Source organism: Bradyrhizobium sp. USDA 4510, from assembly GCF_054059095.1.
Window position 1 is genome coordinate 594568 of the sequence record NZ_JBSSBT010000001.1, and the last position, 23419, is coordinate 617986.

Here is a 23419-nt window from a genome sequence, read left to right on the forward strand (position 1 = left end):
ATTCGGCTTGGAGAAGGAGCCGGATTTACCCAAGATACTAAGTCGTGTGAGAACCAGATGCCTGAAAATATCTTTGGCCATCATCGCTGCGTCAGAGCAGCCAGCGTTTTCGGCTCTGACAGCTTGAGTGGGCTCCATCATGGCCCGCTTGGCTTCTCGATGGATCACCATGATGAGAGTTAACCTTTGGGGAGGGCGCTCAAGCGCATTTCCTTGATAATGTCATGCGGGAGACGACAATAAATGGATAGAGATTTGTCACAGCTCGACGGTGGTGGCTCTTTCGCGATTTCTGACTCCGAAACGTCCCAGTCCGAAGCCTCAGAACCCGGCTCTCCCCTCGCGGCGCATTGGGACGACGCTCTCACGGAGGCGCTGCCCTCCGCGGCGAACCAAGCCCGGTCGCAGAACCACGCCAATCAAGCGATACCTTGGCCGCCGCAGGGTTGGGATGAGACGATGGGCCTGACCTTTCGCTCCCTGATCAGGCTTCCTGCCCTGCCGATGACCCTTCAAGAACTAAGAGCGGGGAGCAACTTTCTAACCAGCCTGCCCGAGCTTCCAGCCGGACTGCAGAGGCTATGGGTTGGGCGTAACCAATTGACCAGTCTGCCTCAGCTTCCGGCAACGCTTGAAGAACTCAACGTTACATACAACCAGCTGACCAGCTTGCCCAGCCTTCCAGCCGGACTGCGCTTGATGTTGCTTGGACGCAATCAACTGACCAGTCTGCCCACCCTTCCGACGGAGCTCCGGGATCTTTCCGCTCCAAACAATCAGCTGACCAGCCTACCCGCTCTTCCAGCCAATCTTGAGACCCTCAACGTCAGCAATAATCAGCTAACCGAAATGCCTGAGCCTCTTCCCTCGCGTATGGAAATTCTAGATGCGGACGACAATCAGCTGGTCCGGCTGCCGGAACTGCCGGCTGGCCTCGAAAGACTTGATGTCAGCCACAATCAGCTGACGGAGGTACCGGCGAGCCTGCTGCAGCTAAGGAGCAACGCACTGGTCGATTTAAGAGACAATCCACTGCAAGAGCCAGTCCAAAGTGATCTAGCGAGAGCAACTACTGCTGCGGGCTATGCCGGTCCTCGAATCCGTTTCGCGCAGAGCGCGGTCCTGCCAGAAATTCTCCAAAACTGGCTGAGAGAAGACCCAACCACCCTGGCGACATGGCGAGGCTTCGCCGGTGAGCCCGGCGCTCAAGACTACGCTCGATTCCTCGTGCGGCTTGCCGGAACGGTGAACAACCAAAGTGACGAATTTCGGCAGGCCGTCGGCGAGGATCTGCGGCAGGCGGCAGCGAGGCCGCGACTGCGCGAGCTGTTTTTCCAGCTGGCCTCTGATGCGTGCGCAAGCTGTGAGGATCGGGTCACTTTGACATGGAACGGGATGCAGAGCGCGCGGCTCAATGCCGACATCGAGGATGGCCTGTACGACGATCGGCTCCCCGAGTTGCTCCAGCATGCCCGCGTCATGTTCCGTATGGAGGCGCTGGACGGGATAGCGCGCCAGACGGTCAATGAGCTAAATCTCACCCTCCCGGCCGACGAAGTCGAGGTCTATCTGGCCTACCAGAACCAGTTGCGCGAGCCACTGGAACTGCATCACGTAGCCGCCGACATGCGCTTTTTAACCGTCGCTCATGTCAGCAGCGACCACCTTGAGAGAGCGATAGTAACGGTCCGGGAACAGGAAGAGACAGGCTTTGCGGATTATCTCGCTACCCGTTGGCAGCCTTGGGAATCAGTGTTGAGGCGCATTGCGCCCGAAGATCATGCAGCGATGGAGCAGCGGCTCGTCGACGCGATGGACGACGAGTTTCAAACTCGGCTAAATCAACGGCTCCTCGAAGCAGGGCTGATGGGCGACGCCGATGCCGAGCGGACGCTTGGACCTGACATCGTCAACGAGATCGCTCGCGAGATCAAGGGTGAGGTAATGCACCGGGTACTTAGGGCGAATGGCATCGAGCTATAATACACGGTCAAACCCAGGATTGCTGTCGAGAGCTCGGGCGATGACTTAATGACAGCCTTCGCCAAGCCAGTCGGCCTAAGAAGGCCGCTCTCGGCGAGTCCCCAGGTGAATTAGAAAAGAGACGCCTCAGTTTGACGACCGTAACAATGGTTGCGCATTGTCTCGCCCTAATTGTTACCGGATGCTGAGCCGTTGCCTCACGTAAATTGCTCCCTTGGAGCGGGGGCGACGATGGGGTGGCTAAGCATGGCAACGCGGAAGGAACTGACGGCGGCAGGAGGCGCGCGCTATCGGCGTTCGGATCGCGCGAAGAAGACGCGGATATTAGACGATTTCGTCGACATCACCGGATTCCATCGCAAGCATGCGATGCGACTACTTCGAGGTCAGGAAGACGCGCGCCCAAGCCGAAGGGCGCGACGTCGAATGTATAATGAGGTAGAACACAACGCGCTCGTGCTCCTTTGGGAGGCGTCGGACCGGATCTGCGGGAAGCGGCTGAAGGCGTTAATGCCTGGGTTGATTGAGGCGATGGAACGGTGTGGCCACCTCGACCTTGCCCCCGAGATCCGCGACAAACTTTTGGCAATGAGCGCTGCGACGATCGACCGCGCATTGGTGCGGGTCCGAGAAGGATTAGGTCGCAAGCGATCGGCGGCACGCGACGCACTCGTTGCGTCGCAGTGTTCCAATAAGGACGTCGGCAGATTGGAATGATCCGGCGCCCGGATTCGTCGAGGCCGACCTTGTCGCGCATAGCGGTCCATCTGCGCGCGGCAGCTTCATCCAGACCCTCGTGCTCACCGACATTGCTACCGGCTGGACGGAGTGCGCTCCTCTGATCGTGCGCGAACAGACGCTGTTGAGCACGGTGCTGACGGATGCGCGGCGGCGATCAGGGTGAGACTCTCATCCTGATCGTCGCGCTATACCTCCTCCAGCGACTTCAGCCGCTTGGCTTCGGAAGCTTCCATGCCGCCGAACTTGGCCTTCCAATTTTAGATCGTCGCCTCCGAGACCCCATGTTTGCGAGCCAGATCGGCTGTCGTCGCTCCGGCCTCATGCTCCTTCAACACTGCGATAATCTGCTCTTCCGTGAACCTTGCTCGCTTCATCTGTCCGTCCTTGCTCAGGCCGGACTCTAACTCCATCTGGAGGAAATACTCAGGGGCAGGTCACACAGGCAACAACTTCGGCGGTCCGTTTGAGATAGGGGCTGTCGCGTCAATTCGCATGGCTTCGAATGCGATGTTGCCGATCTCTTTGCCCGACCGTTTCAAGTGTCATCCGGCGCATTTTGGGGTTACATCACCAGTCGAGGAACCGAGGTAATATCTATGGGGCTGTACCTTGCCCGCGAGCTCTGCCCGGATGTGTCCCAAAGAATGGGCACTCAGGAAAAAGCGGCAACTATTTGCGTTTGCTTGATCCACGTTGATTGACGGAGCACGCGACGTGATTCGATGATGCGAACACTGGGCAGACGATTTCATGGAGGATATAATTGTAAGGCCCGATGGCGCCCGATACAGACAACGGCGGCTCGGCGACAGGAATGAGAACGGCCCAGTCAGTGCTCTCGCCGGGGCCGTTTTGTTGGCCGAGTGCAGGCCCCACAACTGAGGCGGCCTTACTCTCTGTTGTCTCCATCTGCGCTGATCTCTACGGGCGCGCCGGATCTATCATAGAGGGATTGCCGCAGCTCTGCTAGCCGCGCGTGGCTGAGCAGCGAAGGGCTTTCATTGTGTGCGCAATGCGTGACTATACAAGCTGAAAGCACGAACAGCGGATCGATAAGCGGCCAACTATACTACAGCGCTTAATTTTCGGCCCTGCCACGTGGCTATGTTAATCGATGCGGTCAGGTGTCGGGTCCGACGCCCCGGTCAATTGAGCGGCCCCAGCCTGGGGGCCGCCAACCCGAACGATACGGATTTTCCTCCAGCAGTCGGGGGCGCCTGGACCGGCTGGGGCCCTCAGCCGATGCACTGCCAAGCTGATTGTTCCTCGCCCGTCTGGCGCGCCAAAAGGGAAAAACCAGCAGCTCAATCAGTCGACATTGCGCCCGGCCTCTCGTTCCAGCCGCAGGCTCGACTGCACCCGGTTTAGATAGCCGTAAATGTAAAGCTTGAGGAGCACCGAGGGATGGTACGACGGCCAACCGCCGCCGGATCCGCAATCTCAAAGCCTATCTCAGCCAAACCGAGCGCATCGACAAATACGTCGATCACGCGAACCGGGCTGCTCTCGTCAATCAAGTCATCGAGGCATTCGGGGCAGCAGCGTCCGCTCCCACTGCCTCTTCATGAGCGCCTCACCAAGACTAACGGGGTAATCGTAACAGCAGCCCAGTGTTTCGATGCCAGGACGAGTTGCGGACACTAGCGAGTAAAAAAGCGAGTCAGTAACGAAGCCTTAGGTTGGCACAGCAGATGTAGTGAACTCCACGTAGGGGGGCTGCCAACGTCATCGAAAGCGCGTTCGTGCGCGCCAAGGGACGTCGAACAAGACCGCGCTCACGATGATCTTCAACTCGCGTCGTCTCGGTGGGGCAACCGCTGCCGAAACTCTCCCCCGTGTAAATTCGCCGGCGGAATCAACGTCGCCTGACCGCAAACTCAATCCGAGGCCGCCTGGCGCCTTCCGGCACCAAGATTCGGCGCTAGCTCTTTAACCCACGATAGGTCGCACCTTGGATCGAAAGACAAGTAATCGCAAGTCAGTTCTTCACCCGGTTGTATGTCACGGGCTGCGAAGATTCGACAATGATCGTCTTGATATGTGTTTGGCTGACTGCTGTGATTTATGAAACGGGCATTGTCAGCATTGTACTCTACAACACCATCATCCACATCGCGGTCTCTTGGATAGGCATGCTTGTCAAGTAAAGCTTGAAATGTTGGAGGTAAGGCTTCGTACTGTTCAGGCGTCACGGCAATGTCAACGATTGGATTATGAATCCAAACCAATGTACCTTTAGGTAAAAGAGTAGCAGAGAAAAGTCCGATGCCGCCAAAGTGGTCTGGCTTCAAAATGGTTTCAACAATCAACACTGAAATATCTCCAAAAGTGACTAACACCCAGCAAGCTAACTGACCTAAGTCCCGCAAATCTCCTGTAAGAATTGGTAGGGTCGTTTAATCGCGCCTCCGCCACAATTTCGATTTTTCTTCGATCTCTGCATTCGTTTCGGCGCTGTAACTGTCGGATCAGCATCTCGGCGAACTGGGCGAGCGTCAGCGGCGTAGTTGGGAGGATCTATGCACTGCTCTCAGAGGTTTCTGCGACTATCTCCCTCAAAAGAATAAGAAGGACATTGCTGGCCGGCTTTCCACGGAGGCGCTGGATGTCAAGAGCTACAACCAGGACACTGGTGTGGGCGGCAACGTCGGCGCAGCACTGGCTCAGCTGCGGAAGTCGTCGGTCGGCGCTAAAGCGATGGCGATCGCGCCCGGTATCCTGACCATTGCTGATCCCGAAGATACGGCACTGATAGACTCGGGGCGGATCGATGACGCCGCAGACCGGCGTTGGCCAGAGGAACTGCGGAAGGCTACGACCAGGATGTGCATCTGGGCTGACGGACCACCAGACCCGTCGTCATCAGTTGCCACCAGTTCAGTCGACCGGGGTTTCAATGGGACGCAGGAAGCAGCCTCTTTACTCCGAGGATGCTTCCCTTGTTTCGGGGCTTGAGGAGGGCCTTACGAAGGGCAATGCCGCCAAACGTGCCGTCAAGAACACCGTAGGTTTTTCTTCGCAGCTTTGGCGGCCGGCTCTCCAATAACAAGGAGGTGATGGCCGTTCGGCTGAACGATGAGTCGCTGAGCGACGATGCGTGCAAGTTGATCGGGACGGGTAGCGATCATCTGCACCGCCCACAAGGTCGCCAAGCTCGCAAGACTCGCTGGAGCAAGCTATCGTCCATTAGCAAGCCCGATACCAGAGCTATCTGGACGGGCTCCTAGCGTCGGGGGTGTACGTCGGCGTCTCCATTCGTGGTTGATGGATGAGCCGAACGTCATTGGGCCCTCCAGGCCCCACGATGGCGATGTAGCGCTCGCCGCGAATGTCGTATTGTTTTACCGGCTGCGCCGCGTCTGGCAAGAGACCCCAGCGGCCGAGCTTCGAGAGCATCGTGTCCGGGGCGGGTTGGGTGCCGTGCGAAAAATCCTCGGGAACGGCGAATGATGCAGCATAAATCTCGCGGACCGCCGGGGATGTCCTCTCAGCCCTGGCGGACGCCGAGGCGGCTTGATCCATCGACCGTCCAAGCAGCGCTGGCGAGGCCCGATTCGCCGGCCGTGCACTGGGCTGCGGAACGCTTTCCGGCCGAGAGCCGAGACGAATGCCAGCGCCTGGCGAATTGAGTGGGGTGCTTCGCCTCATCTCCGCCGCGGGCACGAACAGCGCAGTGTAGCGGTCATTGTGAACCACGAAACGGGTGGGTCGGCTGTCCTGGCTCGGCGGGACGCTGCTACCGTCAAGGGCAGCCGGCGTGTGCTGGTCGCCGTGCCGCGAGTTAAAGGAACGAACGGCCTCTCCTAAATCCAAGTCTTGGTGATGGCGTGCGGTTGGCTCGCGAGACGACGATGGGCCGGCGTCTTCCATCATCGCCCACAGCATATCCTGATCGTAACCTTCCGCAGGAAGGACGAACGTCGAACCGACCGCTGGCCCGAAAGGCGACGGTGCGCCGGCGTCCTCCATCAGCACAGGAGCGACTGAATTGCCGGACTCGCTCAGCTGGCGCCCAATGGCATCCCCTTCCGGCTGACCTAGCGTCCTCTGCCTCTTCGCAGGCCTCAACTGCCCCGCGTAATCCTCACCCATGAGGACCTCGTGCCTTTTAAGGGGGGGAGCTCCTGGTCAGTTCGTTAGGAGCCGGCTGGTAGCTATCGCTCCAGCTGAAGTGATGCACGGCTTCTCCGGGATCCGGTGCCTGGTGATCGCGCGCGGTTGGCATGAGAGACGATGCTCGGATGGCTTCGCCCATCATCCCTCCCAGCGGATCCTGATCGTGATGTTCTGCAGTCAGCTCCTTCGGCCAACTTAAAGCTTCCCGCGGCGCGTTGTGCTGCGCAGCGGCGTCCCCGAGGCGTCTGGTAACTGCGTCTTCGGGATGAGGACCGCGGGCCCTATGGTGCCCAAGTTCCAACGCCTCGGTGAGTCTACGGTCTTCGTCAGACAGATGAGGATAGTAGTGATCTGGAATAGGAACCCTTGCGACGGCACTGGTATCGAGCTGCGGCACCTCATCCAAGTACGGCTCAAACTCCGCTTGCTGCTGTTGTAGCTCCGCGGCGTTGTGAGCAGCGCGATTTTGGTTGAATGAGTTGATACTGTTAAATGGGTCCATGTCCCCTCGAGTCCGTTCGCAATCGCGCGCAGATAGTGTCGCTCTCTGATTATGCTCTACTAGGATCAGCTGTCGACAAGCTGACGCGCTTAGAGACTTAAGAGAGCCAAATTGGCCAGCCCGACTGCCACACTCACCCGAGGGACGCGACCCGCTGCGGGCACACTACCAGCGGCTGTTCAACTATCAGTGGAGCTATACAGCCGCAACGTTATCTCATAAGCTCATCAAGCGCGCCGAAGACGCGGGATTACCTGGCGGTCCGCAGTTTCGTGGGACGCTCTTTCGCAGCGTCGGTAGCCGAGGCGGGAAGCCCCCGAAAAGTTGGCCGTCGGTCGCATTCCTTTCCTCACTTGTCGGCTTCTGGAAAGCCGCACCTGCCAAGATCAAACTGAATGTCCCATGCGCGAGGGGAACAGATGAACATCGATCCACCAAACGCATTAGGACCCTTGACCCAGAAGCAGCGGACGCAGCAACAGCCGGGCGGCCCTTCAAGCGCACAAACCAGCTCACCAGCACATCCGTCGCCGGATCAAGCGGACTTTGAGCAGCAGCTGAGCGAACTGCGGTCACACCGAACATCGGATTCAGCCGCCGCTTCGATCGATTGCCGGGTTGGATCACCCTCGACCCTGACGAGGGGCAATCGAAGAGCGTGCGCCATCCAGGAAAGCGAGCGGTGCCCGGCCGAATCCTTCGTCAGGGGGGCGCGCTGAACTTGCCGCATCGCTAGCCGGAGCGAGCGTTAAGGCGCTGAAGAACGAGATCAAACTCGCTGCGCAGCGAGCCGCACAGTGGCCACGAACCACCGGATCTTATGCCGGCAGCGTCGAAGTCGACCGCATTTTCGACGATGTGGTGGCATCATCGTATCTGCCGCTGCATCGTTTTCAGAACGAGGACATCGATTGTGAGCCTATTCTAGACGAGGAGGTGAGTGCCATCGCGCATGTGCGTTCCCTAGCGGGTTTGCGTGCTCAGGCTAGCCCGCATGTTTATAAGGCTGCTATCTGCTCGGACGACGAAAGGGAGGACGAAATTGATATGGCGCGTCTCGCGGCGTGGCACACGAAAGGCGTTACAGAGAGTGCTTTTGTGTCATTGTCCCAGACCCCCTCGCGACTGCTCCTTTCAAAGGACCACAGCGAGAATGGCGCGAACGCAATTGCAAGGAACGCGAAGAAGCTGCACACTTATACGGTACCAAGCGTCACCGCCTGGCCGATCAGAAAGATCAACGATATTCTAGAGCGTGGGCATGCTCCCGGAGATGAGGAGCTGCGAGATTGGTTAGGGGGAATACCGCGCGAGGAGACCGAGGTCTTGTTTCTGGGCGGCAATCTAGCTGATTATTGGACAGCCAGCGTGGATAATCCGAACATTGCTAGCACACCGCAAGATCGTATGCCGATCAAGAAAGCAAGGATCACCTTCGATACGCCCGAGATGATGACGGGCTCTCGAGCTCATTGCTCATCCGATTCCGGCCACTGACCCTCTCAGTCCTGACGAGCTATCGACTGCGGTCGGATCGCACGCGACCGGCGCCCCTGCTTTCAGATATTTGAAAGTCAGCGTGCCGAGCGCTTGCGCATCCGGTCCGAAGGCCGGGACCCTCGTCGGGTCGATAGCCCAAGTCAACGAAAGCGATCATGCTTCGCCGATAAGGACCTGTTTCACGGAACCGACCGTGATGCTGTCTTACCCACCAGGTGCGTCGTAGGCACCAAGCGTGAATTTGCGTCTTACCCAATGTTACCCAACGCTGGTTTGAAAACCAGCTCAAGGCAGAAAAATGACGGATTAGCATCCCTTCACCGCGCCCCCGGACGACGGGGGCGCGTGGGTTTACGGGCCAAAGAGCCTAGGAGGGAATGATGACAAGGAAGCTCGCCGCTTTTCGCGGTTATTGGATGAGCCTTGCCCGAAGCGTTCTCATCTGCTGCACGGTTTTGGCTGAAACGGGCATGATATTCACCCAAGCCAGGGCGGACGAGATCAACTGGCGCCAGTTTGAAGGCGCGTCGATTGTCTGGGCCTATGACATTCATCCGTATGCCGACGCGGTCGCAGCCCAGTTGCCGGAGTTCGAGAAGCTCACGGGCATCAAAGTGACGCCCGAGCTTTATCCGGACGATGCCTACTGGAATAAGTTGACAATCCAGCTCAGCACCAAGTCAACGAGCTGGGACGTGGTGGGGACGGGCATCCAACCAGCATGGGATCTTGCGCCGGGTCAATTGCTTGAGCCGCTCGACAATTATCTGAACGATCCGAGACTTACGGCGGCGGGGTACGACTATCAGGATTTCTTTCCTGCACTTCGAGATGCGCTGACCTGGAAGGTCAAAGAGGGGCAGATCGAGCCGGGAAGTGGACAGGTCTGGGCCATTGCGCATGGCTTTGAGAACATCCAGCTGCTCTACCGCAAGGACATCCTCGACAAGTACGACGTTAAAGTCCCAACGACTCCTCCGGAGATGTCCGCGGCCTGCGAAAAACTGAAGGGCGCGGATCCCGCGATCACACCCCTTGGCGTGCGCGGCGTGCGATTTTGGAGCAGCATCCACACGGCCGCGATCTCGATCGTCAGGTCCTATGGGGTGCATGATTTCGTCCTCAAGGATGGCAAGACGGACACTGGCCTCGACTCGGCGGAGTCGATCGCGTTCCACAAGGACTATGTGGACATGATCAAGAAGTGCGCGGCTCCGTCGTTTGCGAACGACAATTGGTACCAGGTGGTCGATGGCATCAGTTCGGGACGCACGGCGATAGCGATCGATCTCAATATGTTCGGCTTTTGGAATGACGTGGCCGGCAAACCTGGCTCGGGGAAGATCGCATTCGCGCCTCCGCTGCGCGCTCCTAACAGCAAGAATTTCGAATCCAACATCTGGATCTGGTCTCTTGCGATGAATGCCGCTTCAAAGAAGAAGGGGGCAGCCTGGCTGTTCATCCAATGGGCAACGTCAAAGCAGGTCGAACTGAACGGAGCCGTCGCTGCCAAGCTCGTCAACTCTCCGCGTGCCTCTACCTGGAGTGACAAGGCTTGGCTCGAATATGCGGCAAAGCCTGAGTTCAATAACTTCGTGGACACGTTCAAGACCGTGCAGGATAGAGCAAAACTCGCATTTACACCTCGTGTTGGCTTTGCAGAAGCAATGAACGCTTGGGCCGTCGCTATGCAAAAAATGGTCAACGGAGCTGACGTGAAGGCCACGCTGGCTGATCTCGCTTCCGAGATCCGCTCGTCCATGTGAAACGCGCTGGCGGCGAGCAACATCGCCGCCCTGCATTTTAAAGATGAACTGAGATGGACATCCGAGGATCCCGCGGGCTCGTGACGCTGCAGTCTTCGACCAGTCAACTTGCATCGCCAAAACGCAAGGCGGTCAGCGTGCAAGATCCGCGCTTTGATTGGTGGAGCGTTGCCGCAATCACCCCCGCTATCATCGTACTTCTTGGCTTTCTTATCTTGTTTTTCTATGGCGTGTTTCAGTCGCTGACCGATCTCAAATTCGGCCGGCCTTTGGTTCACTTCATCGGCCTCAACAACTTCGCGGCATTGATCAAGACAGGAGATTTTTGGAATAGCGTTCGTGCCACTCTTGTTTACGCCGGATCGGCGGTGCTTGCGCAAGCCGTATTGGGTCTGGCGCTTGCCAAGCTGTTTGCAACTGACGTCTTCCTGGCGCGCGTGATGCGGCCCGTCATTCTCCTGCCGCTCGTCCTGCCTCCGATGAGCGTAGCGCTCATGTGGACGACAATGATGGACCCGCAAAATGGAATCATGAACTACCTGCTCTCCCTGGCAGGCATAGGCAGATTTACATGGATTTCAGATCCAAACAGCGCGATGTTCTCACTCGTCCTTATTGACGTTTGGACCTATACGCCATTCTTCGCCCTAATCATCTTCGCCGGTCTTCAGGGCATCAATGAAGAGGTCAAGGAGGCCGCGCGTGTAAATGGCGCGAAGGGCTGGGCAACCTTCCGGCACATCGAGTTGCCGCTGATTGCGACATACATCCTGATCGCCGCCGTGTTTCGGCTGATCGAATCCCTCAATCAGTTCGACATCATTTTTGGGACAACGCAAGGTGGCCCTGGAAATAGCACCTCCGTACTTTCGGTGCGAGCTTACGTTACCGCGTTCCAGAATCTCGCCTTTGGGCGTGGTGCCGCACTTATGGTCGTCAATTGGATGATCGTGTTAATCGCAACGTTTGCCAATGGTGAAGCTATGGCGCCTCGTTCGGCAGCGCGTAAGCTGAGGATGCAACCCATGCGATTGAAGCGCTCCACCTCCGTCAATGTGCTTCTGAACCTGCTCGTCGGCATTTGCGCATTGATCTTGGCCTTTCCACTTGTCTGGATCGCCATGATGTCGCTGAAGCAGCAGGCTGAAGTGATGACTTGGCCGCCAACCTTCCTGTTCGTGCCTACGCTGGAGAATTTCCGTGTCCTGTTTGATGTCAGCCAGGCCGGAGCGACCAGCTATGGCACCATCAAAGTCGACTTCCTAACGCCGGTCACGAACAGCGTCGTCATTGCGCTGGGCTCCGTAATCATCGCGCTGCTCATTGGAGTGCCAGCCGGCTACGTCCTAGCCAGGCGAGACATACCTTTCAAGGAAGACATTGCCTTCTTCATTTTGGGCTTCCGCTTTGCCCCCGTCCTTTTGGTCGTCATCCCGCTCTTCAGCGTCTTTCAGACGATTGGATTGTATGACACCTATATCGGGATGATCTGGGTCTACCAAGTCGTTACATTGCCGATGATTGTTTGGCTGAGCCGGTCCTATATCGAAGACATCCCGAAAGACATCGAGGAGGCAGCTGCCATGGATGGCGCCAAACCGGTCCGAGTGGTGCTGCACATCGTGCTACCGCTTTTGAAGCCCGGCCTGATCGGGGCCTCGTTGCTCATCTTCCTGCTTGCTTGGCACAACTTCGCCTTAGGTCTGATCCTCACTTCGACCAAGGCGCCGGTAACGGTCGCTCTTCTCAAGCTGCTCAATCCAGGCGTGCAATTCTACCCGGTCATGGCCGCAGGGCTGGTCGTGACGATGATCATTCCCGTCATTCTGATCGTAATCGGTCAGCGTCACCTTGAACGCGGCCTAACCTTCGGTGCCGTAAAATGAGCGTCCGGCCATTAATGTTCTTCGGAACGACGAATCTCGATCTGTGCTTCAATGTCGAGCGGCTTCCAACACGGGGTGAAAGCCTGATGGGTACGGTGAGACGTCACCCTGGAGGAAAGGGCGCGAACCAAGCCGTCGCGGCCGCCCGCCTCGGCCTAAAACCACACTTCTACACGCATCTCGGTGATGATGATGCCGGTCAGTCGCTTTTAAAATCGCTCATGGAAGCCGGCGTTTGCACTGATGCAATTACGATCTGTACAGGCGAAGTCTCGGGCTTGGCCGTGGTTATGGTCGCTGACGACGGCTCCAACATGATCGTCATAGACCCAGGCGCCAATTCGAAGGTGGCGCCGGACATGATCGAGAGCGCAATCAAATTCATAGAGCGCGATACAATCGTCGTCGCAGAAATGGGGATGCCGATCCCCGCGCTCAATCGGCTGTTCGAGATGAAGCTTAAGAAGGGCTTCGAGCTTATTTTCAACCCAGCCCCGGTGAGGCCAGGTCTGCCACCGGCCGCCTGGAGAAACGTTGACTTCGTCACGCCGAACCAGACGGAAGCTTTCGAGCTGACGGGCATCAAGGTGTGCGACTTCGATAGCGCCGCGCGCGCGGCGGGGAAGCTGCTTGACCTCGGGCCCGGTGCCGCGCTGATCACGCTCGGGGCGCAGGGAGCATATTACGCTGATGCCACGCGCTCCTTTGCTCTTCGGGCGTTCCCCGTCAAGGTCGTCGATACCACGGCCGCAGGCGATGCCTTCAACGGGGCATTCGCAGCGTCGCTCGCTCAGCGGCTGCCTCTAGAGGAAGCAGTGAGAAGGGCGCTAGCGGTGGCTGCCTTATGTGTAACACGGCGCGGTGCTCAAAGCTCAATGCCGACTGCCCAGGCAGTTGACGAGTTTTTACAGTCTCAAACGATCTTGGAGTTGGAATGACCGTACAGTTCTCAGTTGCAGACCGAACGGTGCTCGTCACCGGGGCAGGTGGCGGTATTGGTTCTGCCATTGCGAATGCATTTCGCCAGGGAGGCGCGAACGTCGTCGCCACCGATGCCAATCTAGAGAACCTCAGAGATACTCTGCCAAGACTGCCCTATGGCAATGGCATACTGCCCATGGCTATGGACGTCGCGCGCGAGGAAGACGTCGGTAGGGTCCTCGAAGAAATCGCCAGGCACTTTGGCCGGCTGGACGTGCTGGTCAATAATGCAGGCATAAAATCTGCCCAGCCGCTGCTCAGCGGCAGCGCTGAAAAAATTGAACGTACGATCCAGATCAACTCGATCGCCGTCCTGCGCTGTTCGAAATTGGTCGTTGAGCGCTTCATGAAAAGCAAAGGCGGACGCATTGTCAATGTGGGCTCCTCGCTGTCATCGCAAGGTGCAGTTTTCAACTACCAGGCCGGCGGGGGTGACTATTGCCTTTCAAAGGCAATCGTTCACGACATGACCAAACTACTTGCCTATGAATGCGCGCCCCTCAGCATCAACGTGAATGCGATCGCGCCTGGCATCATTGATACTCCCATGCACGGTCGCCCGCGGGAGGAGACCGAAGCTCGCCATGGTGGCCGGATCCCATTAGGACGGGTTGGAGTGCCTGAGGATATCGCAGGGCTAGCCGTCTTCCTCGCGAGTCCTGCGGCTTCCTACATGACAGGACAGATCGTTCACGTGAATGGCGGGATGCTGATGAATGGCTAGCCCAAGCTCTCATCTTGACTGGCCGTCAGTCGCTGGGATCATTTCGGATCTCGATGGCGTCCTCTATCGCGGAGATGCCGCAATTGTCGATGCCATAGAAGCATTTACGCGTTGGCGGGAGGCCGGAATGCCGTTCTGTTTCGTGACAAACAATTCGACCCTCACGCCGGAGGACGTCGCCCGCAAATTGCAAGCGTTTGGCCTTGCAATCGTGCCGAACGAAGTGGTTACCAGCGCGATCGCGGCCGCAGAACTCGCGCGCGCGAAGTACCCGGACGCAAGCCGCGTATATGTCATCGGCGCGACCTCGCTTGTGAATGCGGTCGCCGCGGTAGGTCTGGACGTGACTGACCAAGAGCCGGAGATCGTGGTGATGGGTCTCGATCGCAACATCACACATGAGAAGATGCGGATTGCTATTGAAGCGATCTTGAACGGAGCCGCCCTCATCGGGACCAACCCCGATCTCCTCTTGCCAACCGCCAATGGATTCGAACCGGGAGCAGGAGCAATAATTACGGCTGTGGCTACTGCTGCCCAGGTCAAACCCCTGATCGTTGGTAAGCCAGAGTCGCACATGATAGAAGCGGCGCTTTCCCGCCTAGGGACGGTACGCAGCGCCACGCTGATGATCGGTGACCAGGTTGCGACAGATATTCAGGCCGGTAAGCGAGCTGGTCTTCCAACCGTGCTGGTCACGACCGGCGTTCCGCCCCGAGAGAATCCTTCCCTGGCACGACCAGATTTCATCGTATCGAGCCTGGCGGAGATTGAGATCCCGGCCCTGGTTGGAAGCCCGCAACAGAGGAGAGCGTGATGGCCGACGTTCGTCTAGAAGGTGTCAGCAAGGCCTACGGGACTATCCAGGTACTACGGAATATCGACCTGGCAATCGACCATGGCCAATTCGTCGTCTTCGTTGGGCCATCTGGGTCGGGTAAGTCGACGCTGCTGCGCATGATCGGAGGGCTGGAGCGAATTAGCGATGGACGGCTGCTGATCGATAACGAGGTCGTCAACGACGTTGATGCGGCTGATCGTAACCTTGGCATGGTGTTTCAGAGCTACGCTCTCTATCCGCATATGACTGTCCGCGAGAATCTCGCCTTTCCTCTACGCATGGCGAAACTTAGTAAAGCCGACATTGATGCCAGGGTTGCCCAGGCTGCATCGCTGTTGCAAATGGATCACGTCCTGGGTCGTAAACCTCGACAACTGTCCGGCGGGCAGCGGCAGCGCGTGGCAATTGGCCGCGCCATTGTGCGTGAGCCAAAGGTGTTTTTATTCGATGAGCCGTTGTCGAACCTGGATACGGAATTGCGCGTCCAAATGCGGGTTCAGATTGCCAAGCTTCACAAGCAGCTTGGCAACACGATGATTTATGTGACGCACGACCAAATCGAAGCCATGACCATGGCTGACAAGATCGTCGTGCTCAAGGAGGGCGTTGTCGAGCAGGTGGGGAGCCCACATGATCTCTACCACAATCCGGCGTCCCGGTTTGTCGCGGGATTCATCGGCTCGCCCAAAATGAATTTCCTAGGCGGCAAGGTCGAAGCAGCGCATGAGTCGGGCATGGAGGTTCGATTGGATGCGGGTGCGCTGGTCTGTGTCCCCGTGGAGGCGGACAAATCGCTGATCGGCAAGCCGATCACGCTTGGCATACGGCCCGATGATTTCTCCTCATCGTCCGCAGAGAAGGATATCGCGATCGACCTCGATCTCGATTTCGTCGAGCATCTCGGCAGCGTCACTTACGTTTATGGCAACGCCGGAAAGGAGGCAGTCGTGGCAAAAGCGGCAAAGCCTGATCCGCTCAAAAACTCCGGAAAAGTTCGTCTTGCGGCTTCCCCGGCCGACTGCCATCTGTTCAAGACGAACGGAAAAGCTCTGCGGCGGTTGCATGCGCCCGCAAATTGGAGCTAATTTTAGTTAGTCGCCAAAAGCGAACGCGGTCTATAGCCACGGGTTGCGGTCGAGGTGAAGGGAGGCGGTATCAGGCAGTTCTTCCGGAATTCCCGTTCGTTTGTGCTGGGGGCGGGGATCGGATCGGGCATGGCTGCGAGAGCGGCCGAGCGAGCAGGGGCAGATTTCGTGCTTGCGCTCAATGCCGGCCGATTTCGCGCGATGGGCGGCTCTTCACCCGCCTCAATCCTTCCAATCCGCAATAGCAATGAATTCGTCGCCGGCTTCGGTCGGACCGAGATCCTGCCCAGCACGAAATTGCCAGTATTCTTCGGCGCTTGTACCTTTGATCCGCAGCTCGATATCGATCGCTGGCTCGACCGGATCAGTAGATGGGGTTTTTCGGGGGTTACTAACTTCCCTTCGGTCATCCACATTGATGACTACAGGAGGTCGTTGCTTGAGAAATCCGGCCTAGGTTACGCTCGCGAAATTGAGCTGCTGGTGAAGGCGGCAAAACGTGGCCTGATGACGATCGCCTATACGCGAACTCAATCCGAAGCAAGGCGCATGGTAGAGGCTGGTATCCAGGCCATCTGCATCAACTTCAATCTCAATCGTGGGGTTGAAAGCGCATCTGACCCATCGATCAGCTTGTCGGAGCTTGCCGCGCGCACGAGCGCAGTCGCGCGTGTGGCTCAATCCGTCGACCGAAACGTGATCTGCCTCCTCGGCGGCGGCCCGATAACGAAGCCTGACGAACTCTTGGATATCTGCGGCGAAACAGGTGTCAAGGGCTTCATCGGTGGCTCCTCCCTCGATCGCGTCCCGCTGGAGATGTCTGTCCTTGAGGTCACCTCCGGCTTCAAGACTCTTCACTTATTGCGGGAGAAGGTCGATCTTCTTGAGCGCCAACTCCAGTTGAGCGGCTTCAGGCACGGCGTCATCGCACAGTCCTCAATCATGAAACGCGTTCTAGAGAATACAAAGCGCCTGGCGTCCCATCCCAATCCTGTGCTCGTTTGGGGCGAGGCCGGCTCGGGCAAGCGGAGGATAGCGAGCCTCGTCCATGCCTTCAGCGACCGCAAGCACGCGAGGGCAACGCTGTTTCAATGCCGACCCGGTTCGCCCATCGATACGGTCGGCGCGCTTTTTGGGGCCGAGCGCGATCAGAGCAGGAGACGCCAACTGTCGCTGCTGGAAAGTGCAAGCGATACGACCGTGTTGCTGCTGCATCTCGATCAGCTTTCGCGTGACGGGCAGGAACGGCTTGCCGATTACCTCGAGACTGGTAGTTTCTCGCCCTTGAACGGCGCATCGATTGTGCGCTCCAGTGCTCGAATTATCGCAACTGCGACGGTCGCCCGCGGGGCGGGCCTTCAAACGGTGCTATGTCCCCGGCTGCTCGGGTTGTTTTCGGGGCTCGACATCAAGCTACCTGCCTTGCCAGACCGACTGGAGGACCTCCCTCAGCTGGTTCAACATTTCACAGTCGAGGCGAAGGGGGATTCGAATGCCCAAACGCTGGCAATCGAAAATTCTGCATTTTTGGCGCTCGCTGGCCATAATTGGCCCGGCAATTTAAGGGAATTGCGTCAGATCGTGAACCAACTCGTGACGCTCGCAGATGCGCATATCAGCGCGGGCGTCCTCAGGCCGCTGTTGAACGCGTCGGCACCAGCTAAGCCGAAAAATGCATTCTCCGAGCGGGAATGGATCATAGAAGGCTTGAAACGAAACAGACTTCATCGCGGAAAAACAGCTAGTTCTCTAGGGCTTTCAAGAAAAACTCTATACAACAAAATCAAAAAGCTGCGGATCTTAGAGTAGCAATCCCAGTGTTCACGTTGCTGAAGCGAGCCGCTCGAAGCGGCCGCATCCAAAAGCGTCAACATTGGTTTGACGATCCGTGCTGGCCACGGCTTACCAGCTCCATTTGCTCAGTGAATTTGGCGTGAAACGCGCCGTCAGTCGCCAATTGCTCGCTACGGAGCTTTCGTCCACAGCATGCCATCGCACCACACGTGTTCCACGCGCCCCCATTCACAGGCCGCTGCGACATGCGGGAAGAACCCACGTCCGTGTTGGTTGGCGCTCGTATTGCAAAGCAGCGGAATGCCTGTGAGCGATTCGTATTCGACGAGAAGCTCGGCAATTTTGTGCTGAGAGGTCCTGCTAATCGTCTGCAATCTTGCAGATCCGTCGAGATGTATAACCGCGGGAATTTTGTCCCGCCATTCTGCTCGCGTCTGGTGATCGAAAAGCATGTAAGGGTCCGGCGTCCCGGGAGTGAAAATCTCCGGCGCACGATCTTCCAGGCATATCGGCGCCACTGGCCGGAAGCGTTCTCGATGTTTGATGTCGTTGAGATAATCCTTCATTCGCGGCGATGTGGCGGCTGCCAAAATACTTCTGCTGCCCAATGCCCGAGGTCCAAGTTCGGCGCGGCCGGAAAGAAAAACAACGGGCTTGTTGCTGGCGAGAATAGTCGCGAGTTCATGCATGCCACAGGGCACCGCGTCCCATTCGGGCGGCACATCGCTACCATGCAGTACCGGACCACTGTAGACCGACCACTCCAGCGGTACGAATCCTTTGTCCGCCATTGCAGAGCAAGCGGTTCCGATTGCAGAGCCACTGTCGTTCGGAAAGGGTGGCACCCAGACAGCGTCGAACAGGCCTGCCGCACGTAGCGCACTGTTCCACTTGATATTGAGCCCGCAGCCGCCGGCTATGCACAAATTGCGAGTCGAAAAATACGAGTGCCGCTGCAAAGCAATTGCCATTTCGCGCACAAGCAGACGCTCGAGGAAGCAATGAAACGATGCGAGCACATCTTCGGGTGCCTTGGCCTCCAACCGGCGCTCGCTAGCATCGAAGAAACCATGCACAGCCGCAAGCTTAGATTCCATACTTTTGATGTCGGTACGATAAGTGGCAAGCTTCGTGTCAGCCGCAAAGCGCTGTTGATAGAGCTCCTGAAAGACCGCGACGATGGCTTCTTCAACAGACCCGAGGGCGATATAAGCCATCAGCTTGCCTGCAAGACCCAAGTTGAGCTTGCCGGCACCGCCAGGGTCCATCTTGCCGGGGTCGCCTAGGTCCCAGTTGGCGCGGTTCGCCTGCTTATACGGCCCAAAGTGAAGGCCCGCTGCGGCATAGACGTGCCCAATCACTGGGAACAGGCACTCGATGAACCGTGCCCCCTGTCGTCCTACATGATAGAGACGTGGAAAGGTGCCGCCATCCCACAAGAGGCAGAAAGCTCCCTGTCCAGCTTTGGCAAAGGGGCTGGTGCAGTACGCGGCGGCGAGGTGGCTCGTGACGTGCGGATAGCTTCTATAAGGGAAATCCCTGCCGTCGAGCCTGAGGCCAAAACCGTCCTGCGAGGTCAGAAGGCCCTCTGCATGGCGTTCAATATACGATGCCCCTTTGAGAGTAATAGGAACGCTACCACTGAGGATCCGGAACTTGGAGGCCACCGTCCCAACCCAGCCGTCGATGACGAACTGATCAACCTCCCGCGGGTCGAGACCGTGTTCCGCCAAAGCCCGCACGATTGCATCGAGATTCTCGATCGTTTGATACCGCGGATTGTTGCTCCGCTTCTCCTGCTCGATACAAAAGATAAGCCGGCCGTCCTCAATAAGGGCTATCGCTCCGTCATGCGTCAGCTTGATACCGCAGATGCGCATAATGCCTCCGTGTTTAATGCGGGAAATTCGATTATTCGAAGATCAAATCGGACCGCGAGGGCATGCGGGCAAGCAGTCGCCGCGGATCGAATCATTCACACGCCGCTCACGCTCGATCTCGATCAGCACGTCATCCAGCACGTGACGGTGTCGGTATCGGCGGCGTGCTCCAACCGGAGATCCGATCATTAGATGCCCCGCGTAGCGCAGTGCATGATTTGCGCCAATGCGAAGGAAAGCCGTCGCGGTTTCCGGGCCGAGCCTCGCATTCACGACCGAGCAGTGCATCGGGATCGAGAAAGAATCTCAATGCTTCAATCCAATCTCGACCGTCGTGAAGGAGGGAGTCTTGCAGAGGAAAGTGTAAGCTGTAGCAGGAGCGCGGCCCACTTCATTCTTCTTGTCAGCTCCAATTTGACTTGCTTCGCCAGGTCGGTTGCGTCTTTGCAACATTGTCTGTTCTCGCATGGCTCGTCATAGGACGGTACGACTTCTTAGTTTCAAAGAGCGTGCCAATCGCCAGTGCTGCTTTTCTGCGCCTATTCTCATCGGGCGGCTGTCGCGAACAGAACGGAATGACCTGATCCCGACAGTGCGTTGCAGATGCTCCCTCTCGATTGCTTTCGATGAGGCTTGCGCAACGCCAAAGCCGCTTTCCGGCAGAATGAGATGGCTGCGCGATCTCTCTGCGCCATCTGCATTAGATCATTGCGCCAGCGGTGGAGACGCGCGGACTAGACGTCGGCTGTTTGGCTGCCTCTGCGGCCATCCGCACTTCTTCGACCGGGCGCGACATTCAGGGCACCAGCTTTTGCGTGGATTGGTTGACAGACGCTGGAGAGCAGGCAATTACCGTAAGAAACCACGGCCGCTCGGGGATGCATTGAGGTGTTGCGGGCAGCGCGGCGCGTAGGTTCAACGGGCGCGAATACCTTGCGATTGGGCCCCGTCGTTGCGCTGACGACCCTGCTTCGACACTCAGTCGAGTTAGACGAAGTGGGCCTTTCTGCGCCTGGAGCCCACAAAGCGCCCGAGGGATGTATTGCCCTTCGGCATTTCGATAGTTTCGGCCGAGACAATCGCACCCAGAATAAACCAGCTGTTTGGCTGCAGTCGCGTATTCAAGCTGCCGATCCATTGTTGGTGGACAACGTACGCGATACCGTCAGCCTTTACTTACTCCCGCCAAACCGGCTCCTTGTCCTCAGCATGGACAAAGAAAAGTGAGACTTAGCCGCTTTATCGCAAGCAGCCGGTCTTGCCGATAATAGCGGCGTAGCGGAAGGTGCATTCCCAGCTCCATCAACTTATCAGCCAGTCTCGAGATTTGTAGTGAACAACGAAGCCTTGTTGCCGGACATCCGTGAGTTCCTAGGGCTCTGGGAACGAACTTTCAACACGCACGCACCGGATCGTCTGGTTGCGCTATACACAGATGACGCGATGCTTCACGGTACATCGAGCGCTAAGCTCTATATCGGCGCCAAGGAGATAGGCACTTACTTTCACGGCAGCGCTACCGTGAAAATGGACGTATGGCATTCCGTGGTGTTGGCGCACAACGTTTCCTTGGTGGTGGGAAGTTATGTCTTTTCACAGCTGTGGAAAGGTCACCAGGTAACCACGCCGGCTCGATTCACTTTCGTACTACGCCGCCAGGACGGCGAGTGGAAAATCGTTCATCACCACTCATCCGCTACTCCAGCCTGAAGGCTGAACCAAGCTAATACGCGCGGATAAGCAAGCTCGTCAGCTCTTCATCCCATATGCGGGCCGACAGCGGGCTACTTGCCGCCTATGGCTCTTCTTTTTGATTGGTGCGTGCACGCCGGCAAGGGGGCACTAGCTGCTTCCGCCGAGCGGTCGCCACATGCAATTATTAGTTTTCAGCATGCGGCGTGCCCGAAAAGAAGCGCTGCAGATGGCGTGAGTGCGAAAATTTCTGCTCTCGGCGGCCTCTTACTTGGCGGAATTACCCAAATTTACCCACTGTGAACGATCCGCTTCAGGTTCGACCAACCTGCAGACGAGTAGCCTTGCCGAATTGAACCCATCGCAGAGTGGGTCTGCCGTCGGATAGTACAGGAGCGCCCAGTGTCAGTTGTCCCGCCCACACCCGCCCAGTTGCGTGATGTCGCCTCACAATGCGGCCTTTCACTTACCGACCAGGACATCGTCTCCTTCCGCGGCCTGATCAACCGATCCCTCGAAGCTTACAGATACATCGAAGCCGTTCCGGACGAGTTGCCTCCGGTGAAATATGCACGCATCCCGGGCTATCAACCCAAAGCCGAGGAAAATCTGCACAACGCGTGGTACCGCAAGGCGAGAATCGAAGGAGCGCCGAGCGGAAAACTCAAGGGCAAGACCGTCGCTCTAAAAGATAACGTCATGTTGGCCGGGGTTCCAATGATGAACGGTTCGGCGACGCTCGAAGGGTTCGTACCAGATATCGACGCAACCATTGTCACCCGCATGCTTGATGCGGGTGCCGAAATTGCAGGTAAAGTGCATTGCGAATGCTTTTGCACATCCGGTGGTAGCCATACCGGTGCGCTCGGACCGGTGCACAATCCTCATAGAATGGGCTACTCTGCCGGCGGCTCGTCTTCGGGCTCGGCTGTTGTTGTGGCGCTTGGCGAAGTCGATATGGCGATCGGCGGCGACCAGGGCGGCTCAATACGCATGCCGTCCTCGTTTTGCGGTATCTACGGGATGAAGCCTACTTGGGGTCTTGTCCCCTATACCGGCATCATGCCTAACGAGCTGACGCTCGACCACACGGGCCCGATGACCGCAACGGTCGCAGACAATGCGTTGCTCTTGGAGGTAATCGCCGGAGACGATGGTTACGATCCGCGCATCAAAGCACCGAAAGTCGAAGAGTACACGAAAGCGCTTGGTCAAAGCGTCAGCGGATTGAAGATCGGCGTTCTGAAGGAGGGCTTCGAACAGCCCGGGGCGGAAGCTGGCGTCAATGGAGCGGTTCGTGAAGCGGCCAAACGGTTCAAGGATCTTGGGGCCTCCGTTGAAACGGTCTCGGTACCGATGCACCTCCAAGGAGCCGCAATCTGGACGCCGATCGGTACCGAGGGCGCCACACAAACCATGATGTTCGGTGACGGCTTTGGTACCAGCCGATCCGACCTCTTTTCACTGTCGCTCATGGACTTTCATCGAGGGTGGCGCCAGAAGGCGAACTCCCTGTCCGAGCAGGCCAAGTTGTTCTTGTTGCTCGGCACCTACGTAAACAACACGTACGGGCCGCGATTCTACGGCAAGGCCGTCAACGTGTCTCGCCGCTTAAGTGCAGCTTACGACAAGGCCCTTAAGGACTACGATCTGCTTCTTCTACCGACGACGCCGATGAAGGCGACGCAACTCCCTCCACATGACGTTAGCCGAGAGGATTATATCACTCGTGCGACGGAGATGTTCACCAACACGGCTCCGTTCAACATCACGCACCATCCGGCTATGTCGCTGCCATGCGGAATCGTGGATGGCCTGCCGGTGGGCCTGATGCTCGTCGGTCGCCACTTCGAGGAAGCAACCATCTATAGGGCGGCGCATGCGTTCGAGCGGATCGGAGACTGGAAGAAGATGTGACTAGAGCATGA

At 57.6% G+C, this 23419-nt stretch carries 13 protein-coding genes and 3 pseudogenes; 12 read left to right on the plus strand and 4 right to left on the minus strand.

All coding sequences use genetic code 11. The features are described 5' to 3' along the window. The first annotated feature begins 243 nt into the window (after nt 1-243). Nucleotides 244-1983 (plus strand): NEL-type E3 ubiquitin ligase domain-containing protein, encoded by a 1740-nt coding sequence (locus tag ACVMDN_RS02720; protein WP_069276325.1) that lies wholly within the window; start codon nt 244-246, stop codon nt 1981-1983. A 231-nt stretch (nt 1984-2214) separates the two neighbouring features. After that, nucleotides 2215-2878, plus strand: a pseudogene (locus ACVMDN_RS02725) (ISNCY family transposase); the annotation flags it as partial. A 37-nt stretch (nt 2879-2915) separates the two neighbouring features. Here ACVMDN_RS02725 and ACVMDN_RS02730 read toward each other — a convergent pair. The 3 genes and pseudogenes from ACVMDN_RS02730 to ACVMDN_RS02740 all read right to left on the minus strand — a co-directional run. Then, a pseudogene (locus tag ACVMDN_RS02730) lies at nt 2916-3098 on the minus strand (transposase); the annotation flags it as partial. Nucleotides 3099-4035: 937 nt separating this feature from the next. Beyond that, a pseudogene (locus ACVMDN_RS02735) lies at nt 4036-4241 on the minus strand (IS5/IS1182 family transposase); the annotation flags it as partial. Between the two features lie 360 nt (nt 4242-4601). Next, nucleotides 4602-5036, minus strand: a complete 435-nt coding sequence (locus ACVMDN_RS02740) for an SET domain-containing protein (protein WP_081334933.1) — start codon at nt 5034-5036, stop codon at nt 4602-4604. Between the two features lie 3167 nt (nt 5037-8203). On the opposite strand from ACVMDN_RS02740, the gene ACVMDN_RS02745 reads away from it, so the two are divergent. From ACVMDN_RS02745 to ACVMDN_RS02780, 8 genes are all read left to right on the plus strand, one after another. Then, nucleotides 8204-8839: a hypothetical protein gene (locus tag ACVMDN_RS02745; protein ID WP_456835759.1), complete on the plus strand. Its 636-nt coding sequence runs from the start codon at nt 8204-8206 to the stop codon at nt 8837-8839. A gap of 380 nt (nt 8840-9219) precedes the next feature. Then, nucleotides 9220-10608, plus strand: coding sequence for an extracellular solute-binding protein (locus tag ACVMDN_RS02750; RefSeq protein WP_456843595.1), 1389 nt, complete (start codon nt 9220-9222; stop codon nt 10606-10608). 80 nt (nt 10609-10688) lie between these two features. Next, the gene (locus tag ACVMDN_RS02755) at nt 10689-12494 is read left to right on the plus strand and encodes an ABC transporter permease (protein ID WP_253603920.1); all 1806 of its coding nucleotides are present in this window, start codon (nt 10689-10691) and stop codon (nt 12492-12494) included. Continuing rightward, nucleotides 12491-13432, plus strand: coding sequence for a ribokinase (locus tag ACVMDN_RS02760; RefSeq protein ID WP_253603918.1), 942 nt, complete (start codon nt 12491-12493; stop codon nt 13430-13432). The genes ACVMDN_RS02755 and ACVMDN_RS02760 overlap by 4 nt, the downstream gene beginning before the upstream one ends. Next, nucleotides 13429-14199 carry an SDR family NAD(P)-dependent oxidoreductase gene (locus tag ACVMDN_RS02765; RefSeq protein WP_253603916.1) on the plus strand — a complete coding sequence of 257 codons (771 nt, stop codon included), beginning with the start codon at nt 13429-13431 and terminating at the stop codon, nt 14197-14199. The genes ACVMDN_RS02760 and ACVMDN_RS02765 overlap by 4 nt, the downstream gene beginning before the upstream one ends. After that, nucleotides 14192-15016 (plus strand): HAD-IIA family hydrolase, encoded by an 825-nt coding sequence (locus ACVMDN_RS02770; protein WP_456813750.1) that lies wholly within the window; start codon nt 14192-14194, stop codon nt 15014-15016. Before ACVMDN_RS02765 ends, ACVMDN_RS02770 begins: the two co-directional genes overlap by 8 nt. Continuing rightward, a complete protein-coding gene (locus ACVMDN_RS02775; RefSeq protein WP_456813751.1) occupies nt 15016-16125 on the plus strand; it encodes an ABC transporter ATP-binding protein in 1110 nt (369 codons plus the stop codon). The genes ACVMDN_RS02770 and ACVMDN_RS02775 overlap by 1 nt, the downstream gene beginning before the upstream one ends. Nucleotides 16126-16179: 54 nt before the next feature. Beyond that, nucleotides 16180-17934 (plus strand): phosphoenolpyruvate hydrolase family protein, encoded by a 1755-nt coding sequence (locus ACVMDN_RS02780; protein ID WP_456835757.1) that lies wholly within the window; start codon nt 16180-16182, stop codon nt 17932-17934. Between the two features lie 155 nt (nt 17935-18089). Here the strand turns inward: ACVMDN_RS02780 and nodU are convergent, their stop codons facing one another. Continuing rightward, a complete protein-coding gene (gene nodU / locus ACVMDN_RS02785) occupies nt 18090-19799 on the minus strand; it encodes a nodulation protein NodU (protein ID WP_456835756.1) in 1710 nt (569 codons plus the stop codon). 1332 nt (nt 19800-21131) lie between these two features. On the opposite strand from nodU, the gene ACVMDN_RS02790 reads away from it, so the two are divergent. Next, complete coding sequence (locus ACVMDN_RS02790) at nt 21132-21509, plus strand: nuclear transport factor 2 family protein (RefSeq protein ID WP_069276333.1); 378 nt, start codon at nt 21132-21134, stop codon at nt 21507-21509. A 384-nt stretch (nt 21510-21893) separates the two neighbouring features. After that, the gene (locus ACVMDN_RS02795) at nt 21894-23408 is read left to right on the plus strand and encodes an amidase (protein ID WP_456813753.1); all 1515 of its coding nucleotides are present in this window, start codon (nt 21894-21896) and stop codon (nt 23406-23408) included. The last annotated feature ends 11 nt before the right edge of the window (nt 23409-23419 follow it).

Bases quoted from the DNA above. Each gene is read 5' to 3' on its own strand.
- ACVMDN_RS02750 (WP_456843595.1), top strand. From the start codon at position 9,220: ATGATGACAAGGAAGCTCGCCGCTTTTCGCGGTTATTGGATGAGCCTT.
- ACVMDN_RS02770 (WP_456813750.1), top strand. From the start codon at position 14,192: ATGGCTAGCCCAAGCTCTCATCTTGACTGGCCGTCAGTCGCTGGGATC.
- nodU (WP_456835756.1), bottom strand. From the start codon at position 19,799: ATGCGCATCTGCGGTATCAAGCTGACGCATGACGGAGCGATAGCCCTT.
- ACVMDN_RS02775 (WP_456813751.1), top strand. From the start codon at position 15,016: ATGGCCGACGTTCGTCTAGAAGGTGTCAGCAAGGCCTACGGGACTATC.
- ACVMDN_RS02765 (WP_253603916.1), top strand. From the start codon at position 13,429: ATGACCGTACAGTTCTCAGTTGCAGACCGAACGGTGCTCGTCACCGGG.
- ACVMDN_RS02760 (WP_253603918.1), top strand. From the start codon at position 12,491: ATGAGCGTCCGGCCATTAATGTTCTTCGGAACGACGAATCTCGATCTG.
- ACVMDN_RS02720 (WP_069276325.1), top strand. From the start codon at position 244: ATGGATAGAGATTTGTCACAGCTCGACGGTGGTGGCTCTTTCGCGATT.